Source organism: Pseudomonas sp. LBUM1663 (genome assembly GCF_059695905.1).
Genome location: NZ_CP166792.1, coordinates 4,706,624 through 4,729,903, shown reverse-complemented (window position 1 = coordinate 4,729,903; position 23,280 = coordinate 4,706,624). Strand labels below are relative to the sequence as shown.

Annotated in this window: 21 protein-coding genes and 3 pseudogenes; 13 read left to right on the top strand and 11 right to left on the bottom strand. The window is 48.8% G+C overall.

The window, feature by feature from the left end; genetic code table 11:
• The first annotated feature begins 1 nt into the window (after nt 1).
• The 3 genes and pseudogenes from ACA075_RS21650 to ACA075_RS21640 all read left to right on the top strand — a co-directional run bounded on the left by ACA075_RS21650 (nt 2) and on the right by ACA075_RS21640 (nt 1,946).
• Nucleotides 2-520, top strand: coding sequence for an acyltransferase (locus ACA075_RS21650; RefSeq protein WP_497295261.1), 519 nt, complete (start codon nt 2-4; stop codon nt 518-520).
• Nucleotides 521-775: 255 nt separating this feature from the next.
• Nucleotides 776-1,696, top strand: a pseudogene (gene tnpC / locus ACA075_RS21645) (IS66 family transposase); the annotation flags it as partial.
• Entirely contained in the window at nt 1,620-1,946 is a 327-nt protein-coding gene (locus ACA075_RS21640) for a DUF6429 family protein (protein WP_497295260.1), read from the top strand. The pseudogene tnpC (ACA075_RS21645) and the gene ACA075_RS21640, both read left to right, overlap by 77 nt.
• A gap of 64 nt (nt 1,947-2,010) precedes the next feature.
• On the opposite strand, the gene tnpC (ACA075_RS21635) is transcribed toward ACA075_RS21640, so the two are convergent.
• From tnpC (ACA075_RS21635) to ACA075_RS21610, 6 genes and pseudogenes are all read right to left on the bottom strand, one after another.
• Nucleotides 2,011-3,543, bottom strand: coding sequence for an IS66 family transposase (tnpC, locus tag ACA075_RS21635; protein WP_497295258.1), 1,533 nt, complete (start codon nt 3,541-3,543; stop codon nt 2,011-2,013).
• 18 nt (nt 3,544-3,561) lie between these two features.
• A complete protein-coding gene (gene tnpB, locus ACA075_RS21630) occupies nt 3,562-3,921 on the bottom strand; it encodes an IS66 family insertion sequence element accessory protein TnpB (RefSeq protein ID WP_024647222.1) in 360 nt (119 codons plus the stop codon).
• Between the two features lie 112 nt (nt 3,922-4,033).
• Nucleotides 4,034-4,177: pseudogene (locus ACA075_RS21625) on the bottom strand (ISL3 family transposase); the annotation flags it as partial.
• Nucleotides 4,178-4,379: 202 nt separating this feature from the next.
• Nucleotides 4,380-5,834 carry a hypothetical protein gene (locus ACA075_RS21620; protein WP_497295256.1) on the bottom strand — a complete coding sequence of 485 codons (1,455 nt, stop codon included), beginning with the start codon at nt 5,832-5,834 and terminating at the stop codon, nt 4,380-4,382.
• 17 nt (nt 5,835-5,851) lie between these two features.
• Nucleotides 5,852-6,235 (bottom strand): GtrA family protein, encoded by a 384-nt coding sequence (locus ACA075_RS21615; protein WP_497295254.1) that lies wholly within the window; start codon nt 6,233-6,235, stop codon nt 5,852-5,854.
• Nucleotides 6,236-6,402: 167 nt separating this feature from the next.
• Nucleotides 6,403-7,341 carry a glycosyltransferase family 2 protein gene (locus ACA075_RS21610; RefSeq protein ID WP_497295252.1) on the bottom strand — a complete coding sequence of 313 codons (939 nt, stop codon included), beginning with the start codon at nt 7,339-7,341 and terminating at the stop codon, nt 6,403-6,405.
• A gap of 509 nt (nt 7,342-7,850) precedes the next feature.
• Between ACA075_RS21610 and ACA075_RS21605 the strand changes: the two genes are divergently transcribed.
• From ACA075_RS21605 to ACA075_RS21590, 4 genes and pseudogenes are all read left to right on the top strand, one after another.
• Nucleotides 7,851-8,987, top strand: a complete 1,137-nt coding sequence (locus tag ACA075_RS21605) for an acyltransferase family protein (protein WP_497295250.1) — start codon at nt 7,851-7,853, stop codon at nt 8,985-8,987.
• A gap of 73 nt (nt 8,988-9,060) precedes the next feature.
• Nucleotides 9,061-9,426, top strand: coding sequence for a hypothetical protein (locus tag ACA075_RS21600; RefSeq protein WP_497295248.1), 366 nt, complete (start codon nt 9,061-9,063; stop codon nt 9,424-9,426).
• Nucleotides 9,368-9,583: pseudogene (locus ACA075_RS21595) on the top strand (transposase domain-containing protein); the annotation flags it as partial. The gene ACA075_RS21600 and the pseudogene ACA075_RS21595, both read left to right, overlap by 59 nt.
• Before the next feature lie 69 nt (nt 9,584-9,652).
• Nucleotides 9,653-9,913, top strand: a complete 261-nt coding sequence (locus ACA075_RS21590; protein WP_497295246.1) for a DUF6429 family protein — start codon at nt 9,653-9,655, stop codon at nt 9,911-9,913.
• Between the two features lie 232 nt (nt 9,914-10,145).
• On the opposite strand, the gene ACA075_RS21585 is transcribed toward ACA075_RS21590, so the two are convergent.
• The 5 genes from ACA075_RS21585 to ACA075_RS21565 form a co-directional block, all read right to left on the bottom strand.
• Nucleotides 10,146-11,426: a hypothetical protein gene (locus ACA075_RS21585; protein WP_497295244.1), complete on the bottom strand. Its 1,281-nt coding sequence runs from the start codon at nt 11,424-11,426 to the stop codon at nt 10,146-10,148.
• Nucleotides 11,427-11,684: 258 nt separating this feature from the next.
• Entirely contained in the window at nt 11,685-12,626 is a 942-nt protein-coding gene (locus tag ACA075_RS21580; RefSeq protein ID WP_497295242.1) for a glycosyltransferase family 2 protein, read from the bottom strand.
• Nucleotides 12,627-12,648: 22 nt separating this feature from the next.
• On the bottom strand, nt 12,649-13,911 hold the full coding sequence (locus ACA075_RS21575; RefSeq protein ID WP_497295240.1) for an O-antigen translocase: 1,263 nt from the start codon (nt 13,909-13,911) through the stop codon (nt 12,649-12,651).
• A 12-nt stretch (nt 13,912-13,923) separates the two neighbouring features.
• Nucleotides 13,924-15,042 (bottom strand): DegT/DnrJ/EryC1/StrS family aminotransferase, encoded by a 1,119-nt coding sequence (locus ACA075_RS21570; protein WP_497295238.1) that lies wholly within the window; start codon nt 15,040-15,042, stop codon nt 13,924-13,926.
• A 38-nt stretch (nt 15,043-15,080) separates the two neighbouring features.
• Entirely contained in the window at nt 15,081-15,479 is a 399-nt protein-coding gene (locus tag ACA075_RS21565) for a sugar 3,4-ketoisomerase (protein ID WP_497295236.1), read from the bottom strand.
• A gap of 1,201 nt (nt 15,480-16,680) precedes the next feature.
• Between ACA075_RS21565 and ACA075_RS21560 the strand changes: the two genes are divergently transcribed.
• Genes ACA075_RS21560 through ACA075_RS21535 form a run of 6 tightly spaced genes read left to right on the top strand, consistent with a single transcriptional unit; the run spans nt 16,681 to nt 23,264 of the window.
• Nucleotides 16,681-17,721, top strand: a complete 1,041-nt coding sequence (locus ACA075_RS21560; protein WP_497295235.1) for a polysaccharide biosynthesis protein — start codon at nt 16,681-16,683, stop codon at nt 17,719-17,721.
• 3 nt (nt 17,722-17,724) lie between these two features.
• Entirely contained in the window at nt 17,725-18,843 is a 1,119-nt protein-coding gene (wbjC, locus tag ACA075_RS21555) for a UDP-2-acetamido-2,6-beta-L-arabino-hexul-4-ose reductase (protein WP_497295233.1), read from the top strand.
• Between the two features lie 23 nt (nt 18,844-18,866).
• Complete coding sequence (gene wecB, locus ACA075_RS21550; protein WP_497295231.1) at nt 18,867-19,997, top strand: non-hydrolyzing UDP-N-acetylglucosamine 2-epimerase; 1,131 nt, start codon at nt 18,867-18,869, stop codon at nt 19,995-19,997.
• A 14-nt stretch (nt 19,998-20,011) separates the two neighbouring features.
• Nucleotides 20,012-21,265 (top strand): glycosyltransferase family 4 protein, encoded by a 1,254-nt coding sequence (locus ACA075_RS21545; protein WP_497295230.1) that lies wholly within the window; start codon nt 20,012-20,014, stop codon nt 21,263-21,265.
• The gene (locus tag ACA075_RS21540) at nt 21,265-22,233 is read left to right on the top strand and encodes a UDP-glucose 4-epimerase family protein (protein WP_497295228.1); all 969 of its coding nucleotides are present in this window, start codon (nt 21,265-21,267) and stop codon (nt 22,231-22,233) included. Before ACA075_RS21545 ends, ACA075_RS21540 begins: the two co-directional genes overlap by 1 nt.
• A complete protein-coding gene (locus ACA075_RS21535; protein ID WP_497295227.1) occupies nt 22,230-23,264 on the top strand; it encodes an MraY family glycosyltransferase in 1,035 nt (344 codons plus the stop codon). Before ACA075_RS21540 ends, ACA075_RS21535 begins: the two co-directional genes overlap by 4 nt.
• Nucleotides 23,265-23,280: the final 16 nt, after the last annotated feature.

The following is a 23,280-nucleotide window of genomic DNA, read 5'->3' as shown; positions in this document are numbered from 1 at the left end:
GATGAATAAGCTCCAATTCAAAAAGGGGTACAATGAAAATATGAGTGAGCCTAAAGATTACTTTGTGCATTCCCACGGGTTATGCGAGTCTCCGAACGTAGGCAAAGGCTCTCGAGTCTGGGCATTTACCCACATCCTGCCTGGAGCCCAAATTGGCGAGGACTGCAATGTATGCGATCACGTCTTTATTGAAAATGACGTTGTGATTGGAAATAGAGTTACGATTAAATGCGGCGTGCAAATCTGGGACGGAATTTCCATTGAAGATGATGTGTTCATAGGGCCCAATGTGACATTTACTAATGATATATTTCCGCGAAGTAAAGTCTATCCGAAGGCATTTGGTAGAACGGTAGTTTGTAGAGGGGCGTCTCTGGGAGCAAACTGCACCATACTGCCTGGTATAACCATCGGAGAAAATGCGATGGTTGGCGCGGGATCTGTAGTCACACGCTCCGTTCCCTCGAACGTAACTGTTGTAGGGAATCCAGCTAGGGTTATAAAGTCTAGTCGTGTATAGATGTTTTTTGTATCAAACGACTATCTCGCTGAAGTTTATTTGAATATACACAAAAAGCGCTCCTGTTTAGGGGCGTTTTTTTGCTCGATGGAATAGTCTGATACAGTAGTGCTGTTGATAGGTTAGGTATTTATCGAACGTTTTTCGCTGTTTTGCATGCATTCAAGTTAGAAATAGCAATTACATTTTTTTTGTTTCTTGTGGATCTCAAGAAATTGAGTGTGGCTACTTTGGCTTGAATTTCAAATTTATTAAAGAGAGGAATCAATTTTTGGTCGTGCCGGCTTGGCGATTCCTCGCTCGACTTTGGCTCAATGGGGGGCGTTACTGGCGTGCGGTTGCAGCCCGCAGTCGATGCACTGCGTGACATAGTGATCGGGCAGCAGGTTGTGCACGCGGATGAAACCCCCGTGCAGATGCTCGCTCCGGGCTCGAAGAAAACCCACCGTTCCTACGTTTGGGCTTACGCCACCAGCCAGTTCTGCGAAACAGGCGCTGTGGTCTACGACTTCAGCCCCAGCCGCGCTGGTGAGCATGCTCGCAACTTCTTGCAAGGCTGGAAAGGTAAGTTGGTCTGCGACGTTTTCGGCGGTTATAAGGCCAGCTTCGAACTCGGCGTAACCGAGATCGGTTGCATGGCTCATGCCCGCCGCACGTTCTTCGAATTGCATGCCACGAACAAAAGTCAGATCGCCGAGCAGGCCTTGCGCTACATCCAATTGTTGTACGAAATCGAAAGCGAAGTGCGCGACCTGGAGCCGGAGTTTCGATGCCGAATACGGCAAGAAAAAGCCGTGCCAGTGATATAGGCTGCACGCCTCGATGATCGCCCAGCGTGATCTTGTGCCCGAAGGTTCGGCTATCAGCAGAGCACTCGATTACAGCTTGAAACGCTGGTCAGCGCTGTCGCGCTACCTCGATGACGGGGCCGTGCCCATTGATAATAATTGGGCCGAAAACCAGATTCGACCTTGGGCTCTTGGTCGCAAGAACTGGCTCCTCGCCGGTTCGCTACGCAGCGGAAAACGGGCTGCGGCGATCATGAGCCTGATCCATTCTGCGCGGCTGAGTGGTCATGATCCATACGCCTATCTGAAGGATGTTCTCACGCGCCTGCCGACACATAGGGCCAGTGAAATCGAGCATTTGCTTCCGCAAAAGTGGCAGCCGGCTTAATCACGCAAGACGTGATGCCCAGACGCATAAGCTGTTGGCAGCCTACAGCTCCGACAAAGGCAATGCGTGGGAAGGGGTCGACATCGAAATCATGAATCGACTGCATGAACATGGTTCCATCAGTGATCCAGTCAACAGAAACAAATCCATCTGGTTGACGGAGGAAGGACAGGCGCATGGTCGACAGTTAGCCGACCGTTTGTTCGGGATAAGGACTCAAACGGAGCAGGTGCCCGACTCTAATACCTGACCACATGCCCCTTTTAAAAGTAAGCGCTCCATAAAACCCACCTAGTCAAAGGTGGGCGGTGCGGTTAGCTATGAGATTGGGGTGCGCAGTTCCAAGGTAGCAGGGCTTCGTAATCTTCCACCGAAGCCGCCATTGGCAGGCGCTCAAGTGCGTGGCGCAGCCACGCATAGGGCTCTTGGCCGTTGGCTTTAGCAGTCTCGACCAAGCTGTAAAGTTGAGCGCTAGCCGTCGCCCCTTTTGGCGTGTCGCTAAACAACCAGTTTTTTCTTCCGATAACGAACGGCCGTATTGCACGTTCTGCGGCGTTGTTGTCGATGGGCAAGTAACCTTCCTCGACGTACCGCTCGAGTTTGTTCCAGTTGTTTGCCAAGTAGCTGACGGCTTTGCCCAATGCGTTCTGTGTAGTCACGTACGGCAGCGTCTTTAGCATCCAGTCTTTCAGTTGACTCAGCACGCTGGCGCTCAACTCCTGGCGGCCTCTTTTCCGCGCCTCATCACCACTCCGTTTGTAGGCGATCTCGATGCCATATAGTTTGCTGATCAACTTCAATGCGATGTCGGCCCGTCCTGTCTTGCCCTTGGGCTGTACTTTTTGCGCTTCGACAAATTGACGCCGTGCGTGAGCCCAACACCCTAAACGTTCAACTCCGGCCTGTGCTCCCAGCGCGTTGTAACCCGCGTAATCGTCAGTCATGACGTAGCCGCGATAACCTTCGAGCAGGCGCGACGGCACCTCCTGCGCTCGGCTGGTGGAGTAGTCGAAAAGGATCACCGGTTTGTCTGGCGGGCCGCCGGTTTGCACCCACATCCAGGACTGACTGCTCGGCTCTCGGTCAGGCTCTTTCAACACCTGTACGCGTGTTTCATCGCAGTGGATGACACGGCTGGCCAACAGGCTATCGCGCATTAAATTCAGCAGCGGCTGGAAGTGCTCGCCGCACTGGATAACCCAGCGAGCCAGGGTCTGGCGCGGAATATCGATGCCGTGGCGGCCTAGTACTTTTTCAAAACGGTGAAGCGGCAGACCGTCCACGTACTTGGTGGTCAGCAGCATCGCCAGAACACTTGGGCTGGCCATGCTTTTTTCAATCAGTTGAGCCGGCTTATCCGCAGTGACCGGTGCGGTCTCACAATCGCGGCAGCCATAAACTTTGCGCACATGTTTGATAACGCGAATCTGCATCGGCACGATTTCAAGCTGCTCGCTGACTTCTTCGCCAATGGCGTGTTTGCGGCAGCCGCAAACGCAAGTCAGTTCATCCTCGGGAAGTTCGTGGATGACTTCGATACGTGGCAGGTCGGCGGGCAGCGGCTTTCGTTTACCGCGACGCCTGGCTGGACCGACGACCTCTTCTTCAGCGTCTTCGCCGACGGGTTCGGCGATGCTTTCAGTTTCGTTGAAAAGAGCTAACTGCGGCGTGGTCGGATCGGCTGTTTGTTCGGACTTGCGTCCGAACAGGCGCTGACGCAGCAGCGCGTTTTCTTCTTCAAGATGAACAATACGGCCCTTGTTAGACTCGCGCTCAAGCAGCATTTGCTCTAGCAATTGCTTGAGCAGCGCAGGATCGTCAGGAAGATCTTTGGGCATTGAAATCATGCCCTGGATTATAACGAATCAGGCCACGAATCGCGGCGTCAAAACCTGATGAGGACGGTTACGCCAGAGGTCGAAACCGTCGAGCATCCAGTTGAGTTCCTGAACAGTTAGGACAATCGCCTCGTCGGTGGCATCGGGCGATGTTTTGAATCGCTCAGATTCAAGGCGCTTGAGCCAAAGGCAGAAGCCGTTGCGCTCCCAGTACAAAATCTTCACGCGGTTGCGCGGTTTGTTGAGGAAGACGAAGAGCACCGGGTCAAACACGGCGACCTTGATGTCCAGCTCGACCAGCGCAGCCAGGCCATCAATGGATTTTCGGAAGTCGACGGGCTTGGGGTACAGATACACTTTTTCGACTTTTGCGTCGGGTCGCATCATGGCGGATGGGCTCCAGAAAGAAATCGGGAGCACAGCATCCGGGATCAATTGGCGGCTTTGAATGTGGGGTTCATGGAGCGGTTACTTTTAAAATAGGTGGGGTTTATGGATCGCTGACGGTTTTTTTGCAGCTACCGCAGGAAGGGAATCGTGTGGCGTGGGGGATCAGATCGATTTGTAGTGCGTCGCCATCAGGCTTGATCGTGACGACAGAAAAGCCCTCCCAAAAAGGGAGGAAAGTATTAATATCACGCATAAGAACGCCGGTTTGTTAGATGTGTTTGCTCGTACGAACATCATCAATCAAATCGGCGTTCTTGTTTGTGTGTTTCCCGGGATTCCGTGAAGAACCAAAAAATACCCGCGGGTTCGCGGGCATTAATGGGGGGCAGCGATTCAATCTCGAATTCGGAGCGCCCAGAAGGCAGGCCTAATGCAGTCCTGTAACTCCTTTTCCATCAAACAACAGCAGGTGGAACAAGTCCCTTCGCTTTCTTTTGCAACAATATTGTAACGACGATAAAACCAAGTGCCAGGATCAGCCCCGCCTGATAAACAGTGATGGACATCCATGGCCCATGCCGTCCGAAATAAAATTGCCATTCAAAGCTTTGAAAACTTAACCCGGCGGACACTGCAATTGCCACGTAGCTCTTTAGCCACAGAGAAGGTGCGAACACCACGCCCGACACAACCAGACACCACACTCGCGCCAACCACGTAAAATCTGAAACGGCGAAAATAAGCACGGCGATTGGCAGCATGCCAATCCACTGCCTTGTCTCAGAGCCGTAGGCGAGCAACGGCAGGAAGGCACAACAAATGACGATTAGTGCCCTCGGGGTAGAATCTGAATACCTAAACGCGAAGGCTATGCACGTATATAGAGCTAGTAATATTACAGGTCCGAAGCTGATAAAATGCGCGATTATCGGTTTAAAAGGCGCAGCTAACGACTGATAAAAAAGATACTCAAACAGCGGCGGGCCTTTGAAACCTGCGCTCCAATCAACACACGTCTTGATCAAAATTGCTGAAACAACGAAGAAAGAAATTCCCGTGATAAGGCCACGAAAGCTAACTGATTGCCAAGTTATAGCATCCAGTAACAACCTAACAGCCAGCCATATGATCAACGACAGGGAAATAAGCATGGCAGTGATCGACAACAACAACATGTCGGAACTTGCAGTTTGGCCAACCACACTGGCGCCATGCATAGCCACGGCTGACTGGGGGATATCAGCAATCATGGAAAGCATCAGTACAGATAATGGTAGCGCGACTACAGCAAATAATACCAGTGCACACCTAAAATTAGAAAAATTGTAATCTTGCCGTTCATAATGCCTATGCGGGAATGCCGCCAAGATTAAAGGAATAAGAAATAAGCCAGGCATTAGCCAAGTAAAATAAGCGCAAAAACTGTAAACTGCCCACCGATAGGACCGCACCCAGCACCAGAGGCAGATACAAACCATGGCTAATACAACATTATCGCTGAGCACTGGGTAAAACATGGGCATACATGCAAACACCCAGCTACAGGCCAATATCGCTACGGATATTGTAGCTACTGATTTTTTTACAGATAGCCGCATCATGGTGTCGTGAAGTAGCGCAGCTCCGATCGACAGCATAAATATGTTAAGAAAAAGTTGAATCCAGATCAGGCTTTCTAGAGACGCGCCCGCCGCAGATGCCAGTATCAATGGTAAAAAACCAGACATACGAATCGTCCGGTAAGGATCGTCCTCTATCGGATTTCCTTGGGCTAATTTTTGAACATATTGAAGATAGAGCTGGCCGTCCCACCCCGCGCCATCGCCAACGGGTACGAGCCCAACGACCATATGAACTAGCAGTAGCAAACCCGCCACCGCCAATCCGTTCAGAACAGAAACCTTATTCAATTCATCGCTCCAGCCATTTATTTATTATGAGTAAAAACACTCTTGGACATCACAAAGTTAATTGGCACCATAAGAGCAATACCAACCAGCAATGCAAATCGCTCACCCACACCAAAACGGACAACTAATAACCATAGCAAAATACTTGTTAAACAATACTGAACAATATAAATAAGTGGGAATAAAAGAATAGATCGCAAGCCACGATGACTTTTGAATACCACCAATCTATTGAGATAATATGCCAGCACTACGCCTGAGCAATAGGCAATTGTGTAGCTAGTCTGATAAGAACAAAAAAATAGCAACACCAAATAAAGGACATACGTCACCAGCGTATTAAATATACCACTGAGTAGAAAACGCCGAAATGCGCCCGTCGCCATGATTTTATTAAGCACAAGAGCCTTCCATATGCATACTTATCTCAGGAACACTCCAAATGGAGATCGACAGATAATATAGGATGTAATACAACAAGGTTCCGCCCCTAAAACAGTCCACACTCATGTCTTCTTACAAGTTTACGGAGCTTGAAATCCGCAACGACTGTGGACCGCGATTCGAATCACCCGTCCATTTTTTCGTAGCTATCGACACGCATGGGGATCGCCAATGGTCTGTTTTTCGTATTTTCGTATGTTCGCCATGCATACGACCCCACAATACCCAGACCCATCAAATTCAAGCTCCCCAGCAAGGTGATCATCAGAATGGTTACCGCGTAACCGGGGACCACGATGTTTCCTTCCAATTTTGCGACAATTACAACCAGGCCAAACAGTAGCGCCAACATAGCCCCTGCTCCGCCTACTCGTATTAGCAAGCGAATTGGAAGATCAGTGAATGCAAATACGCTGTCCATCATGTAGTTTATTTTTTTGCGCAATGTCCAGGCAGACACGCCGTGCTCCCGTTTATTTCGAGTGTATTTTACCGTCGCCCTTCTGAATCCCAGCCAGAAAATTTGCGAGATGAGGGAGCTGTGTCGTTCTTCCAACGTCAGTAACGTATCTCGAAAAGGCCTACTGCAGGCGAACATATCCACTCCACCTTGCGGTATTTCAGGGACCACGTAGCGACGATACAGGCCCCAGAAGACCTTAGACGCTACTCGACTCACCAATGGATCGTCACGACCTTCGCGCACGCCCACGACAACGTCTACTTTCTTGGCTGTGAGGATAGAGTTCATCTCCAGAACTAGCTCGGGTGGCTCTTGGAGATCCGCGGCCATCACAGCGAATCGTTGGCCTGAGCCAAACTGAAAGCCGGTGCGTATCGCCATGAACGATCCAAAATTTCGCGATAACAAGATCAGCTTGGAGCGAAAAGCTCTACTGGGTAGATCCTGCTTCAGGAGCTCATAACATTTGTCTGGACTGCCATCTACAACAAACACAACCTCCAGTTCACTCTTTAAAAAGTCATTAATCTTATCAACCGCCAAGAGCAACTGTGGGATAGAAGCCTCATTGCGATAAACGGGTATGACCAAGGTTAGCAAAATTCATGCCCCAAAAAAGACGTAAGCCCCGGAAAATTGGGGCCTAATTTCAAATTACTACACTATCACCTTTCAAGCCTGAGGGCGCCAATGGATTGAGACGTCGGCGATGGCACTCAACCCATCTAAGCATCCCAATAACCTATCACATCATGCCGCAGGCGATCGCTCGCCCAGCAACTTCAGCCAGATCGCTTGCCTGACGGCCCGCTGGAGCACGGACCAGCGTGCGTGCACAGTGCATCACTCGAGATGGCGCGGCAATTGTGGTGATTCCCACTGCTATAGTGCGCGGGGTGACGTGCTGAGCAGCGCAAAGCGAATTTTGATTTTCACTGCCAGTGACGCCAGCACGTCAAGGAGCGGCCATTGGCAAACACCGCAAGCATGGATCAATGAGCTGGCACGTTGCCTTCACCGTTTAAGCGACTTTTACAAAGGTTTCATATAAAATTCGCGCTCGCGATGGCATAGGGCTATCGAGCGCAGCTAAAAGGAAAATAAGAAGCATGAGCCCCCCCCTCCACGCTCTGACATCGCTTAGATTCGGCGCCGCAGCGATGGTGTTTTTCAGTCATTTGGGTTTTACCGCGACGAGCGAATCGGAAACTATCCGATGGCTCTATGCCCGATTTTTCTCCGAAGGATACATTGGCGTTACTTTCTTCTTTATCCTTTCCGGATTCATTCTTTCGTACTCGTATAATGACAAATCTAAAGCCAATAAAATAGACTTCATAGATTTTATGTGTGCACGCATAGCGCGAATCTATCCGTTGCATTTATTGACGCTATTACTTGCGGTGCCAATTGCATTGCTGGTCACATTAAAAATGACGCACATAAGCAATGTAATTGATATTTTTCTTTTAAATGCTACGCTCACGCATGGATTATTTTCATCGGGAGATACATACTTTTCATTCAACGCTCCATCATGGAGCCTTTCGGTAGAAATGTTTTTCTATCTATTTTTCCCTCTACTAATAAGAATGAAAACACAATCACTACTGGCATTAGCAATTTCAATTTTAGCGCTCAAATATCTGACAGACAGAGGTATGGGATCTACACCACTTCACTACATCATGTACATAGCTCCTGCTATGCGCATACCCGATTTTATTTTCGGATTACTGTTATTCAGAGTTTTTGACAAATCTCGCGCTCCTGGGGTAATAGCCTCTACAACGCTTCAGCTTTCTTCCTTATCCCTGCTTGGGGTCGCGCTTTATTATGGTATTAGGGTAGATGTAAACTACAGGTATGACGCCTACTACATTATCCCGATGGGCCTAATAGTGTTCGCATTTGCTTATCAGAACGGCCTCCTTGCTCGCGTGCTGTCGAATCAAGTACTAGTAACCCTGGGAGAAGCCAGCTTTGCGCTGTACTTGGTACATCAACTTGTAATCCGGTATGGCGAGATGGTCCGACTCGACATGCTTGGCATGACAGGCGCAGCAAACGAGATCATTTTCTCTATTATCTATGCGACACTAAGCTTGGCCCTCAGCTACTTACTTTTCAGAAAATTCGAAATGCAAGCTAAAACGAGAACTCTGAATTTTCTGAGATCTATTAGAAATACAAAAGTTGAAAAATCGTATAGCAATTTGAGTATCGATGGTGCGTCCGTGAGATAATTGCACCGTTTCAGCAGATCAGTAAGGGTGCAGAACATCATCCTGCACCCTTTTCAGTTAAAGCTCTGATACGGTGGAAATTGAACAAGATGAAAGGTTTTCTACTTGCAGTTCAGCGCTGATGGTCTGTCCGCTGTTGTTCAACACAGTGCAATTGATCACGCTGCGTGCTGCTCCGGCTGTGAAGGTTACCGTCACACCGGACGTTCCTGAGGCTGGTATCGGACCAGACAAGACGGTGTTGTTTTTTGCGCCAGTGGGTGCGCCGTTGTGCATCGTCTCAACCACGCAGAACGTCCCACCCTGGAGAATCAGCTTCGACCTTAGTGCAAAGCTTGCAAGCTCAGCAGTCGTCAATGTGAAAACCGTCGACGCTGTATTTTGTAATCGGAAGAAAGAACTGGTTGTTCAGCGATACGCCCAAAGGCGCGAAGGCTAGCGCTCGACTTTACAGCCTGGTCGAGACCGCCAAAGCCAACGGCCAAGAACCCTATGCGTGGCTGCGCCACGCACTTGAGCGCCTGCCAATGGCGACTTCGGTTGAGGATTACGAAGCCCTGCTGCCGTGGAACTTTTCGCCGGTATATCAGAGCTAGATGTGCTATCCATCTTGGTGATTGGTGGGGCTTTCGGAGCGCTTAAAGAATACGAGCGGAGCAACGACCATGGAATACGACGACAAACTGATTGAAGACGCAGTGCTTGCGCTGTTAGCAGCCTACAGCTCCGACAAAGGCAATGCGTGGAAAGGGTTCGACTTCGAGATCATGAATCGACTGCATGAACATGGTTTCATCAGTGATCCAGACTACATAAACAAATCCATCTGGTTGACGGAGGAAGGACTGGCGCGAGGTCGAGAGATAGCCGACCGGTTGTTCGGGATAAGGACTCAAACGGAGCAGGTGCCCGACTCTAATACCTGACCACACCCCTTTATAAAATAAGTGGGGTTTATGGATCGCTTACGATCAAGGAAGTGGTTCCAGGTGAAATATAGGTGAACTTGGCTTGGTGTGCTATCCACCATCTTCGCAAGAAGGAACTATGTTGTTTTAGACATCAGGCGACACTTCGCCCAAAAAACTGCTTGTGATGTGACAGACGCGCACGGTCTGTGGTATCAGTGGAACTGGCGCAATATTTAATCAAAAGCTGTTACGCGATTCTTGCAGCATGGTTTGTTTTGTGGTTAATGACCAATCTTTTTATTTCATCGGGCCGTAGGCAAACAAAAACTGTTACAGCGTAAAAAATTACTCCTCCATACGGTTGTACATGTAAAGGCCCTGCAAAAAGCATATTCACTAGGATTAATAAGTAGATGAATATAGAAACCTTTATAACCGTATGAGAATAACTCTGAGAGTCACAGTAGTTCTGCAGTTTTTTTAGCCGGCACAAAATGAAAACTGCCAACGTTGAGAACACTGCGAGATTTAAAATTCCACCTATGAACAGAAGGTCAAAAATCCCATTATGCGCCATTGGATAATCTGGGAACCCCAAAGTCCCTGAGCCTCCTACCATCCCCACTCCAAAAATCAATCCGGAAGAACCATGCAGTTCGTATAACTGAGACGGTAAGAACCATAAGCGGTCGAGTAAGCTCTGTGCGAACGTGACATCTGACGCCCCCGAGCCTTCCTTGAATCTGAAAATATTATCTACCGTGGCAACCACGTAGCTAACTTCAAGGAAGTAGAACACGAAGATCAATGTAGGGAGGATGAAGACTACAAATCCAATTATCTTGAGTTTATTAATCATGGCTCCCGAGAGAAATAAAAGCATGAAAAATAATGCTATGTTAACGATCGCGGCTTTCTGTAAGGTGCAGAGCATTGCGATTATTACAATTACTAGAGAGCAGTTGCGAACAAGCTTGTTGTCGAATAGGAAATATATAACGGGCAGTGCCAAACCGCCGAAGACTCCATATGCAGTCAAGTTTCCTGCGAGCGAGGAAAAACGCACTAAGCCTTCACGTTCAGAAGCCTCGGGAAACCAGGATATCGGACCAAAAACAATTTGGTAAAATATCGAAAATCCGCCTAGCAAAATAAAGAGCGAAAAAACTTTTAATAAAAATACGTAGTGAACGGTGCTTTTAATAGCGAGAATACAAAATAGCGCAAAAGGGATCATATAAAGGTATCTTGCAAATGAAACTGTATAGCTTTCATCGGGATACCATAGAAAGGAATAGGTCAACGGTAGAAGATATGATAGAAAGAATAGAACTAGCGCGTAGAATCCCACGCTATCAACTTTTGTTCTGTTTAATGAATATAACAAAAAGCCGGCCATCGAGATTAAAATTGGAAGTCCGGAGTATAATTCTGTTATGTTTCTCAGGGTGTGGAGCAGGTACGCGCCTACAGTAAGAAATATAAAAATATAATCTCGAGGGCTTATTTCGTTTTTGATGTTATCCATAAATATGCCCAAGTATAATATTAAGGTTGCTCAAGTGAGCGCGTCGTTGTATGTCGAGGTGGTCGAGTATAGTACGGTCGTGGCTTGATGAATTCATCGGCGTGCGTCTGGGCAAGATCTCAGCAATGATAAAATCCGTTCGGTTAAAGCAGAAATTTACCAATTCCATCGCCAGACTCTCCAGTTTTCGAGATGGTCATTCTAGATCACCAATGTTCCAGTTTTTAGCCTAAATAATAAGCCTTCAGTTGTGTCCTGCTAAAAAATCTTCTTCATTGAATTTTTGATTGAACGAAATAGCCAGCTGGAGAAGGGTAGGGCTCCAATCGCATGAATAATTTGAGGGGCGCGCCCGCCAGCTTTTTTGTAGATCTGAATGTATTTATTTAAAGCGTCTTTGTTTTTAGCGAGTATCGCGTTGTAAATTATTCCTAATAGAAATCTTTTTCGACCTTTATTGCAAGCAGTGACTACCTTTGGGTCAGCCCCATATTTTTCCTCGACAAGATCTAATGTTTGGAGGAAGTTATCAGCGTATGAGAATATTTTATGACCGATATTGTTGTCATGCTTCCGATAAATTGAAAGTACCTCATTTAATCGTACAACTTTACCCTTTGAACTGATTTCGATGAACAACAGCCAGTCGCACGCCGTCGAAATTTTTTCGTTGAACCCGCCATCAGGAATGGCCGATCTAGCGACCATGGGCACGGGGCCTGGAATTTGGGCTCCATAGTTCGCCATCATTTCGTAGAAGTTTGTGACTATATCTTTCGAACGGTTACCTACAGTCTCTGTGATTACGCCGTTCTTCAAAATATGGCAGGGGTGGTAACAAAAAACGACTTCAGGATCAGATACAAAAGCTTCAACTTGGCGACTAATCTTTTTTGGATATAAAATATCATCCCCGCCCATGAATGCCACAAGGTCGCCTGAGCAATTTGAAAGTGCAACATTTGAATTTTTAACAATGCCTTGATTGACCGGATTCAAGATTAAATTGATTTTCTCAGGATTCTTCTCTTTGAAACGCGCCAAAATCTCCGCTGTTCCATCGGTGGATCCGTCGTCCGAGATTACAATTTCGATATTGTTATAATCTTGCTCTAAGCAAGACAATACAGCCTCTTCTATCAGAGTTGACTGGTTGTATGAAATCATGAATATGCTGACTTTTGGGGAATTGCTATTCATTTTTAATCCGCTAAATAAAATTTCAAATTTGTTGTGTGTTTTTCTGAAGATAGCGCTGCACAAAGTACGCCATAACAAGCCAGTAAGCGGCGTAGTTCACTGCGTGAGCGACAGCTACACCTTCAAGGCCCATAATATTAGTAAATATCCACGTGAGTACGACAAATCCGCTTGCGAAGACTATCTCAGTAACTATAAATAGCTTAAACATGGCCTTCCCTAACATTAGATAGGCCAAAATCCAGCTACCGATTTTCAGGGTGTCACCCAACATTTGCCATGCGAATAATTCTCGCATGGGGGCAAAGTCCTTAGTAAACAGCAGCATGATAATCAGGTCGCGTAGCAGGTATATAATTAGGCCGCATGCGGCAGCAACTGGTAGAACGATTTTATAACCCTGGACAATTTCCTTTTTTATTTCCGTAGACAGTTTTAATTCAGAAAGTCGGGGTAGGTAATATACACTCAATGTGGTGGTGACCAGCATTAGATAGGCTGTACTCAGTCGCCAAAGGGCTTCCCAATAACCGGCGGCGTTCCAGCCGAAGTTTTCACCAAGGTGATTCCGGACCAGTATGTGGCTGATCGGCACGCAAGCGGCCGAGGTTAGCGCCATTAACGTGTATTTACCGAGATTTATTACTGTCTGTTTATCGAGGCCGCCTACCAGATATCGTATCTTGAACCAAGGCGCTTTGTAGCAGATAAACAAAGTCACAAAGAAACTAATTGATTGGTATATAGCCAATGCAACCAATGCGCCGTAAAGACCGAGATTTATCGCCATGGTGGTGGTGACTAACAATGCGAAAATGCTGCCGGCTATATTGGCAATCACATAGCGAACTATTTCTTTTTTCCCATTCAGTATTGCTAACAACAGGGTATTAAATGTAAAGAGCACTAAAGTTGCAGCGAACCATAGAAATACGCCACCATAATTGGCATCTTTTAAAAACCAAGTCGCCAGTGTCTGGTTGAAAAGGGCGAGAATAGCGCCTGTAACCATCGAGCCAGCTAATGCAATGGTGCCGGCGGTTCGCCAGACGAGGTGCTGCTGGGGTTCGTCGTCGAAATACTCTGCGGTATATCTTGTGACACCATTATTGATTGCTCCACTCGCAAAAGTGGTGATCATTTGTACGGCATTCTGAAACTGACCTATCGCGGCATACCCAGACGGCCCTACATAGACCGCGAGAATTTTGTTAATGCCCAATAGAGTCAGAATTTTGATGATGACCGCAATCCCATTGAGCAGGCTGGTCTTAATTAGGGTCATGCTCAGTCGGCCTTATGAGGAAAAGCTGTTACAAGCTTCTACGACTTGGGCAGCCTCATCGAAAGTGAGTGTCGGGCCCATGGGCAAGCTCAAGACCTGCTGGTGAATTTTTTCTGTGATAGGAAAACTCATCGCATTCAACTGCGGGTAAGCCTGTTGTTGGTGCGGAGGTATTGGATAGTGGATCAGGGTTTGTACACCATTGCGCAAAAGATGTTGTTGTAACGCATCACGCTGTTCGCATCGGATAACAAACAAGTGCCAAACGTGCGTGGTCAGGTCAAGCGGCGCATGGTTGAGTTCAACTGGCAGTGTAATCGCTAAATTTTTTATGCCTTCCATATACAACTGCGCAATTTGACGTCGGTGTGTAGTTTGCTCATCCAGATGCTTGAGTTTTACACTAAGCATGGCTGCTTGAATCTCGTCAAGTCGGCTATTAACGCCTTGATATAGATTCTTGTACTTTTCGTGCGAACCATAATTGCGTAGAGCGCGAAGAGTCTGCGCCAACTCATCGTCATTAGTGGTAATGGCACCAGCATCGCCGAGTGCGCCGAGGTTTTTGCCAGGGTAGAAACTGAACCCGGAGGCGTCACCCCAATTGCCCGCCTTGCGTCCATTGACGCTTGCTCCGTGTGATTGAGCACAGTCTTCAAGCACCAATAGGTTGTGTTGTTTGGCGATATCAAGGAGTGTAGGCATATCAGCTAGTTGGCCATATAAGTGCACTGGCAGGATTGCGCGAGTTTTTGAAGTTATAGCTGATTTTACCTTCTGAGGGCATAAGTTGTAACTGCCTTCATCAGGTTCTACCAATACAGGAACAAGGTTATTCTCAGTAATAGCGAGGACGCTCGCGATGTAGGTGTTAGCCGGTACAATCACTTCGTCGCCATCTTTGAGCTTAGACAGTTCCTTCCAAGCGCGCAGAGTCAGGATTAGCGCATCCAAACCATTTGCAACACCAATGCAATGTTTGCTCCCGCAGTAATCGGCAAACTCGCTCTCGAATCGTGCTAGTTCGCTACCGGCAATGTACCAGCCAGAGTCAATGACTCGTGTGCAAGCTTCAATCAGCTCGTCGCGGGAATTGGCGTTAATTTGTTTAAGATCAAGGAAGTTAATCATTTTATATCCAGCTTGTTAACATGCGAGAGCAATTAAAGTTATTCGATATGGGCAGTGAAATCTTCGTAGTCACGAAGGTAATCTGCTTCATCGTAGTGGTCGCTTGCGAAGACGAGCAGCACACAGTCAGGACTGAAATCGTGCATTTCATGCCACACCATGGGGTCGATGATCAGTCCTTTCGTAGGCGTGTCGAGCCATTCGTCTTCGCGCTTCTTCCCGTCATCCAACACCATGCGGCATCGGCCGCTCACGCATACCGCCACTTGCTGCAGTTTTCGGTGGGCATGAAACCCGCGGGACAAGCTCCCCTGTGTTCCGAAAATGTAGTAGGCGCGCTTCATCTCGAACGGTATTGTCTTAGACCCTTCCAAGATGACAAGAGAACCGCGAGCATCACCGACAAGTGGGAAATCTATCCATTTTAGCAAGCTCATTCTGCTCCTCCGATAAGTCTAAAAATACTGCCGATAAATTAGATTTTGTCAGCGAAGGAGCTATCCACTGCTGACAATTAAAGCGCAACCACCCTTTATTAGATGCATTTTTTCCAAACGGGCTACCTAATACGGATTTGTTTTCAAGGTTTTTCGTAAATCGTCGCGCTTCCAAGGGCTCGCTGAGCTACCCGCTTCATCCAAGGCGACCGTCCCGCAGCGCAGAAGCTGGATCTGCCTCGGACCAATAAATCTTGTCCATGTTGGTTGGGCCAAGCTGGTTAGCTGATCGGAGCTGAGGCAGAAGTGCATTAAAGCTGATCCTGGGCGGCGTGGAGTAATGCGGACTTGGCAATAATTGTTGAGGGCACAGGGTGAGATTGAGTCGTGGTTTACTGCACGCCATCCAGCCCGGTTTTGTCTGATCGTGCCAAGCTGTCCTGGGAGTCATTCGCACCCGCCACGCAACTTTGCGAGTGGGCTCTGAATCCTGCCTGTGCGGAAGGTCCAATTTCTGCATTGCGATGTAGGGGCTTGCGAAAGACATCTGGTACATAGTCAAAGGCGATGACATTCACTAGTCAGATCCAATCGAAAAAAAGCATCTATGCACAATGGTAAGGAGGCAGCCGTGCTTGAAACCCTTCACTGTATCGCCCCGCGCGTCTCCTCTCACACTTGAAAACTGGTTCGGGATAATCCTGTGCATCTTCCTTGGGGTCAGATTCACAGCATTCTGTAAGGGGCAGACGATATTACACTCGTCGACAAAGCCTGGGCAACCCGAAGAGGTAAGGAGGATTTACGGTGCACAGCGGCACAGCGGAGTGATGAGGAAGCGATCCTTTTTGTTCGTCAGAAGCAAGTGTGGTCAGCCCCACGGCTTCCGAGGTCAATCGATGCTGCGCAGTAAATGATCAATGGCGGAATGGATCCACACCGTTTTTTCCACCTGATCGATCGTCGGTCAAGGCCCGTGAGTTGATGGCAGGCTTAATCGGAGCGATCGGCGACGAACTTCTTGGGTTGCTGGGCATTTGCACCTAAAATCATCGGCCGGCGGGGTGCGAATAGTCGCGATAGCTCGTCATGCGATGTTCGGCTTGCATCTGTTGATGCCTGGCGTGGCTTTGAGATGTTCTTCAAAAAAATACCAGGATGTTATGGTAAAATTTCGTATATTTTTTCGGGAAGCTTCTGCGTGGAAAATTTTGCAAACAAGACATTGCTAATCAGCGGCGGCACTGGATCCTTCGGAAATGCCGTTTTAAAGCGTTTTCTCAGCAGCGAAATTGCGGAAATCCGCATTTTCAGCCGCGATGAAAAAAAGCAAGATGACATGCGCAAACGCTATGCCCATCCGAAGCTTAAATTCTATATTGGCGACGTCAGAGATTATCAAAGTATTCTGACGGCTACTCGTGGTGTGGACTATATTTTCCATGCTGCTGCGCTAAAGCAAGTTCCATCGTGTGAGTTTCACCCGATGGAAGCGGTCAAGACCAATGTTATCGGTACTGATAACGTGCTTGAGGCCGCGATCCACAACGGCGTCAAGCGAGTTGTTTGCCTGAGTACTGATAAAGCGGTCTATCCAATCAACGCCATGGGCATTTCCAAGGCAATGATGGAAAAGGTCATGGTCGCCAAGTCCCGCAATGTTGACGAGACCAAGACGGTCATCTGCGGCACTCGTTACGGCAACGTAATGGCCTCGAGAGGCTCGGTTATTCCCCTGTTTATCGAGCAGATACGAGAAGGGAAGCCACTTTCCATTACCGATCCCAATATGACCCGCTTCATGATGACCCTGGCGGATGCCGTGGATCTCGTGTTGTACGCCTTCGAGCACGGTAATAACGGTGATCTGTTTGTGCAGAAGGCGCCTGCTGCAACGGTGGAGACACTGGCTCGCGCGTTGACTGCAATGGTTGGCCAGCCTGAGCATCCTATCCAGATTATCGGCACACGCCATGGCGAGAAACTTTACGAAGCTTTGCTGAGTCGCGAGGAAATGGCCTGCGCCGAAGATATGGGAGAGTACTTCCGCGTTCCACCTGATTTGCGCGACTTGAACTACAGCAAGTTCGTGGAGCAGGGTGAGGAGAAGATTTCCCATATGGAAGACTACAACTCGCATAATACCGAGCGGCTGGATGTTGAAGGTATGAAGCGTTTGCTGCTCAAGCTTGATTTTATGAAAGCGATCCAGCGTGGTGAGCATGCGGTGCCCGAGGAGTAAGGCATGAAAGTATTGATCACCGGTGCCAATGGGTTCATTGGCAAGAATCTTGTTGCTCATTTGCAAGAGAGAAAAGATGTCGAAGTGCTGCGGTTCTGTCATGACGATGACATAACCTCCCTGGATGGACTCGTCAAAGAAGTGGATTTTATTTTTCACCTGGCCGGGGTCAATCGCCCTAAAAGTGTCGACGAATTCAAGATCGGAAACGCTGACTTGACCAGAGCCTTGTGTGCTTCGGTGGCAGCGAGTGGTCGAAATATCCCTGTCGTTTACACTTCTTCAATTCAGGCTGAACTGGATAATGCATACGGCTCCAGTAAGCGTGATGCTGAACATGCTCTAACTGCACTTTCCGCAGAGCATGGAGTTGATGTGCAAGTTTTCCGGTTACCAAATGTCTTTGGTAAATGGGCTCGTCCAAATTACAATTCTGCCGTTGCGACGTTTTGCCATAATATCGTTAACGACTTGCCTATCAGTATCAACGACGCCAATGCGAAAATTTCGTTGGTTTATATTGATGATGTTGTAAGCAGTTTCATTGCTGTTATGGATGGCAAACATCCTGCTGGTTCCACTGCAGTTGTAGAGCCGGTTTATTCGATTTCTGTTGGTGAACTCTCATCAGTGCTTTACTCATTCAAGAAGAGTCGTGAGTCGATGATTACCGAGCGGGTCGGCACCGGCCTGGTACGGGCGCTGTATTCTACTTACCTCAGCTATGTACCCCCTGTGGCTTTTACCTACAAGGTTCCGAAGCATGGTGACGCCCGTGGCGTCTTCGTCGAGATGCTGAAGACCAAGGATTCTGGGCAGTTTTCATATTTTACGGCGCATCCGGGCATAACCCGGGGTGGCCATTATCACCATTCGAAAACTGAAAAGTTTCTGGTTATCAAGGGCAAGGCTTGTTTTCGGTTTCGGCACATAGTCTCGGGTGAAATCTACGAATTGTTCACTGATGGCGAGACGCCTGAAATCGTCGAGACCGTGCCCGGTTGGAGCCACGACATCACGAACGTGGGTGATGACGAAATGGTCGTCATGCTGTGGGCTAACGAAATTTTTGATCGTGAGCTGCCGGATACCTACACCATGGCAGTTGGTACCCAGGCCTGATCGCATAAGGAATGAGCATTACAATGAAAAAATTGAAGATTGTTACAGTCGTAGGCACGCGTCCTGAGATCATCCGTTTGTCGCGTGTCATTGCCGCGCTTGATAAATATTGTGAGCACGTACTGGTCCACACCGGACAGAACTACGACTACGAACTCAATGAGATTTTTTTCCAAGACCTGGGAATTCGTAAACCGGATCACTTTCTCAACGCTGCGGGTAGCAGTGGTGCGGAAACAATCGGGAATGTGATCATTGCCGTTGATCGTGTGCTTGCGTCGGTTCAACCTGAGGCGCTTTTAGTGCTGGGTGACACCAACAGCTGCATGGCTGTTATTCCTGCCAAGCGCCGCAAAATACCAACATTCCATATGGAAGCCGGCAATCGCTGCTTCGATATGCGTGTGCCGGAAGAAATCAATCGACGCATTGTCGACCATACCGCCGACATCAACCTTACCTACAGCACTATCGCGCGCGATTACCTGCTCAAGGAAGGCCTGTCGCCCGACATGGTCATCAAGACCGGCAGTCCAATGTTCGAGGTCCTGAACCATTATCGTGATGGGATCGAGTCTTCAGACGTGTTGACTCGTTTAGGGCTTGAAGCAGGTAAGTTTTTTGTCGTCAGTGCTCACCGCGAAGAGAACATCGACTCTGACAAAAATCTCCTGAAACTGGTGGATGTTCTTAACACCGTTGCCACAACGTTTGGTTTTCCGGTGATTGTTTCGACCCACCCACGTACTCAAAAACGTGTTGACGCCATGGGCATCGTGTTTCATGAAAATGTGAAACTTCTGAAGCCCCTGGGATTCAAAGACTACAACAAGCTTCAGCTGGAATCGAAAGCGGTACTTTCTGACAGCGGGACCATCAGCGAAGAATCATCGATACTTAATTTTCCCGCGCTGAACATTCGTGAAGCACACGAACGTCCTGAAGGCATGGAAGAAGCTGCCGTGATGATGGTTGGGCTTGAAGTTGAGCGTGTATTGCAAGGACTCATGGTCTTGGATTCCCAAGCATCTGGCGAGGAGCGTACTTTGCGCTTGGTTGCAGATTACAGCATGCCAAATGTGTCCGAAAAAGTAGCGCGGATCGTTCACAGTTACACTGACTATGTCAATCGAATCGTCTGGAAACGCTATTAATTCGAGTTGTGATAATGCCTGAGAATAAGTTGAGGATCCTGGTGGTTACGCAATATTTTTGGCCAGAAAATATGCGTATAAACGATTTGGTTCGTGATTTTACTGAGAAAGGACACTCGGTCACTGTACTGACTGGTCTGCCCAATTACCCTGAAGGCGAAGTTTTCGCAGAGTTCAAGGCAGCGCCAGAACGTTTTAATAACTACTGTGGTGCCAGAATTGAGCGTGTTCCGATGCTCCCTAGGGGCAAACGCAGCATCAATTTGATACTCAACTATCTCAGCTTTTTTACCAGTGCTTCCGTTGTCGGTGCCTACAAGTTGCGTGGCGAACAATACGATGTCGTTTTCGTCTACGCGGTATCACCAATAATGGCCGCCATTCCGGCGCTGGTAATTGGGCGGTTGAAAAAGACCCCGGTGTTTGTTTGGGTGCTCGATCTGTGGCCCGAAACACTTAGAGCCGTAGGTGTTCTGAAGAAGCCGGCGTTGTTATCGATTGTCGGTAAAATGGTTTCGTGGATCTATAATCGTACCGATTATTTATTGATGCAATCGCACGGTTTTTTCGACAACGTTAAAAAATACTGCACCAAAGATGTTTCTCCGGAGCGACTGGTTTATTTTCCTAGTTGGGCCGAGGACGACTTTTCCGGGGCAACCGAGGCAGAGTCGAAATTACTGGCTCGTGATGACTCGGTCTTCACCGTAGTCTTCGCTGGCAATCTCGGAGAAGCCCAAGATTTCCCAACTGTGCTGGATGCAGCGCAAGCACTCGTCAACGATGTTGCTGTGCGCTGGGTCATCGTTGGCGATGGGCGTATGAGCGAATGGCTGAGTCAACAGGTTCAGGCCAGAGGGCTCAAAAATGTCTTGTTGCTGGGAAGACATCCCCTGGACGAGATGCCGGCCCTGTTTGCTTGTGCGGATGCACTGCTGGTGTCGCTCAAGACCAACGATGTTTTTGAGAAAACGATACCGGGGAAAGTGCAGGCTTATCTCGCATCCGGCCGGCCTCTTCTGGGGATGATCAACGGCGAGGCTGCAAGAGTAATCGTTGAGTCCGGTGCTGGTCTCACATGCTCGTCTGGTGATGCGAAAGGCTTGGCACACATTACTTCGACCTTGGCGAAGACTGGTGCGAGTGAGTTGCAGGCCATGGGGCAGTCCGGCCGCGAGTATTACTTGAGCAATTATTCGAAGCCTTTGCTTCTGGCCCGTCTTGAAGATCTTTTTCGAACCGCTACCTTAAGAAAGGCCAGGCATTAATGTCGTATTCTATTTTATTGACTGGAGCGACTGGCTTTGTCGGTGGCGCCATTCTCAAGCGGTTGTGCAACGACAGGAAACACCCGGTCGTGGCGGTTGTTCGGGGAGCGTCGCAGCTTAAGGTGCAGGACGTTACGACGTTGCGTATCGACAGCATTGATGGCAAGACCCAGTGGACAGGTAAACTGACCAATCCTGATGTGATAATTCATTCTGCGGCCCGGGTGCATGTCATGAATGATGCCGAGTCCGACCCTTTGGCTGCGTTTCGCCAAGTAAATGTCGAAGGCACGGTGAACCTCGCACGCCAGGCGGCAGCTGCTGGTGCACGACGTTTTATTTTCATCAGTTCGATCAAGGTCAATGGGGAGGGGACGACTGCGGGTACCCCTTACACTGGCGATGATGTTCCCGCTCCTGCCGATCCTTACGGTGTCTCGAAATTGGAAGCGGAGCAGGCCCTTCGACAGCTTGCCACTGAAACAGCGATGGAGATCGTGATCATTCGACCTGTGCTGGTCTACGGGCCGGGGGTGAAGGCGAATTTCCTGAGCATGATGCGTTGGCTGGACAAGGGTGTTCCGCTGCCTTTTGGCGCAATCCACAATAGGCGCAGCCTGGTTGCTCTGGATAACCTGGTAGATCTGGTCATCACTTGCATAGATCATCCGGCTGCTGCCAATCAGACGTTCCTGGTGAGTGATGGGGAGGATTTGTCCACTACCGCCTTGCTGAACAGGATGGCGATTGCTCTTGGCAAGTCGGCTCGTCTGATCCCGGTACCTTCCTGGGTGCTGGAACGCGGTGCGCTGTTGTTGGGGAAAAAGGCGCTTTCCCAGCGACTATGCGGATCGTTGCAAGTCGATATCGAAAAGACTCGTACGGTTTTAGGCTGGGAACCGCCGGTTAGCGTGGATCAAGCTTTGGCTGCCACTGCATTACATTTTCGGGAACATCAATCGCAATGAATTACTTGTGGCTCATTCCGGCTGTTGGCGTTCTGTCCTTGGTGTTGACGGCCGCTTTGCGCCGTTACGCTATTAGCCGTAGCATTATCGATATCCCCAATGCGCGTAGCTCTCACTCCATTCCAACGCCCCGTGGTGGTGGTGTTGCGATTGTAGTTGCCTTCCTCGTTTCGCTCCCCTTTCTGGGGTACGCGGACTTGGTCCCCTGGTCACAGCTGATTGCGGTCGGAGGCGCTGGTGCGTTGGTCGCCGTTGTAGGTTTCATGGACGATCATGGCCACATTGCGGCCCGCTGGCGATTGCTGGGTCATTTCAGTGCGGCGTTGTGGGCATTGTTCTGGATCGGTGGGTTTCCTACACTCGTGGTTTTTGGATTCAGCCTGGATCTGCATTGGTTTGGTCATATCCTCGCAGCCATTTATCTGGTCTGGATTCTTAATCTTTACAATTTCATGGATGGGATCGACGGAATTGCGAGTGTAGAAGCGCTGTGCGCGTGCCTAGGTGCCTGCTTGCTGTACTGGCTCAGTGGAGTTCCAGCATTGATTTGGGGACCGCTGATCATGGCAATGGCGGTTCTTGGCTTTCTTTACTGGAATTTTCCTCCTGCGCGCATTTTCATGGGGGATGCCGGGAGCGGATTTCTCGGCGTTGCCCTGGGCGTGTTGTCCCTCCAAGCCGCGTGGCAATCATCGGAATTGTTTTGGGGATGGTTGATTCTCCTGGGGGTCTTCATCGTCGATGCGACGTTCACTCTGCTACGTCGTTTGATTCGTGGAGACAAAGTCTACGAGGCGCATCGTAGCCACGCGTATCAATTCGCCTCACGTCAGTTCGGAAAGCATTTGCCGGTGACCCTCGCCGTGGGTTCGATTAATTTGTTCTGGTTGCTACCGATGGCTTACTGTGTGACCCGATTGGGGCTCGATGGCGCTCTTGGCTTGACTGTGGCCTACGTCCCTTTGATCATTCTGGCTGTGAAGTTTCATGCCGGGCAGCTCGAGAGTTCTGTTTCTGCGTCAAGCAGTTAAGCTGAGGGCACTGATT

Bases quoted from the DNA above. Each gene is read 5' to 3' on its own strand.
- tnpC (WP_497295258.1), bottom strand. From the start codon at position 3,543: ATGATTTCAATGCCCAAAGATCTTCCTGACGATCCTGCGCTGCTCAAG.
- ACA075_RS21580 (WP_497295242.1), bottom strand. From the start codon at position 12,626: ATGAATAGCAATTCCCCAAAAGTCAGCATATTCATGATTTCATACAAC.
- wecB (WP_497295231.1), top strand. From the start codon at position 18,867: ATGAAAAAATTGAAGATTGTTACAGTCGTAGGCACGCGTCCTGAGATC.
- ACA075_RS21650 (WP_497295261.1), top strand. From the start codon at position 2: ATGAATAAGCTCCAATTCAAAAAGGGGTACAATGAAAATATGAGTGAG.
- ACA075_RS21565 (WP_497295236.1), bottom strand. From the start codon at position 15,479: ATGAGCTTGCTAAAATGGATAGATTTCCCACTTGTCGGTGATGCTCGC.
- ACA075_RS21585 (WP_497295244.1), bottom strand. From the start codon at position 11,426: ATGGATAACATCAAAAACGAAATAAGCCCTCGAGATTATATTTTTATA.
- tnpB (WP_024647222.1), bottom strand. From the start codon at position 3,921: ATGATGCGACCCGACGCAAAAGTCGAAAAAGTGTATCTGTACCCCAAG.
- wbjC (WP_497295233.1), top strand. From the start codon at position 17,725: ATGAAAGTATTGATCACCGGTGCCAATGGGTTCATTGGCAAGAATCTT.
- ACA075_RS21570 (WP_497295238.1), bottom strand. From the start codon at position 15,042: ATGATTAACTTCCTTGATCTTAAACAAATTAACGCCAATTCCCGCGAC.
- ACA075_RS21640 (WP_497295260.1), top strand. From the start codon at position 1,620: ATGTTCTCACGCGCCTGCCGACACATAGGGCCAGTGAAATCGAGCATT.
- ACA075_RS21575 (WP_497295240.1), bottom strand. From the start codon at position 13,911: ATGACCCTAATTAAGACCAGCCTGCTCAATGGGATTGCGGTCATCATC.
- ACA075_RS21605 (WP_497295250.1), top strand. From the start codon at position 7,851: ATGAGCCCCCCCCTCCACGCTCTGACATCGCTTAGATTCGGCGCCGCA.
- ACA075_RS21545 (WP_497295230.1), top strand. From the start codon at position 20,012: ATGCCTGAGAATAAGTTGAGGATCCTGGTGGTTACGCAATATTTTTGG.
- ACA075_RS21590 (WP_497295246.1), top strand. From the start codon at position 9,653: ATGGAATACGACGACAAACTGATTGAAGACGCAGTGCTTGCGCTGTTA.
- ACA075_RS21535 (WP_497295227.1), top strand. From the start codon at position 22,230: ATGAATTACTTGTGGCTCATTCCGGCTGTTGGCGTTCTGTCCTTGGTG.
- ACA075_RS21540 (WP_497295228.1), top strand. From the start codon at position 21,265: ATGTCGTATTCTATTTTATTGACTGGAGCGACTGGCTTTGTCGGTGGC.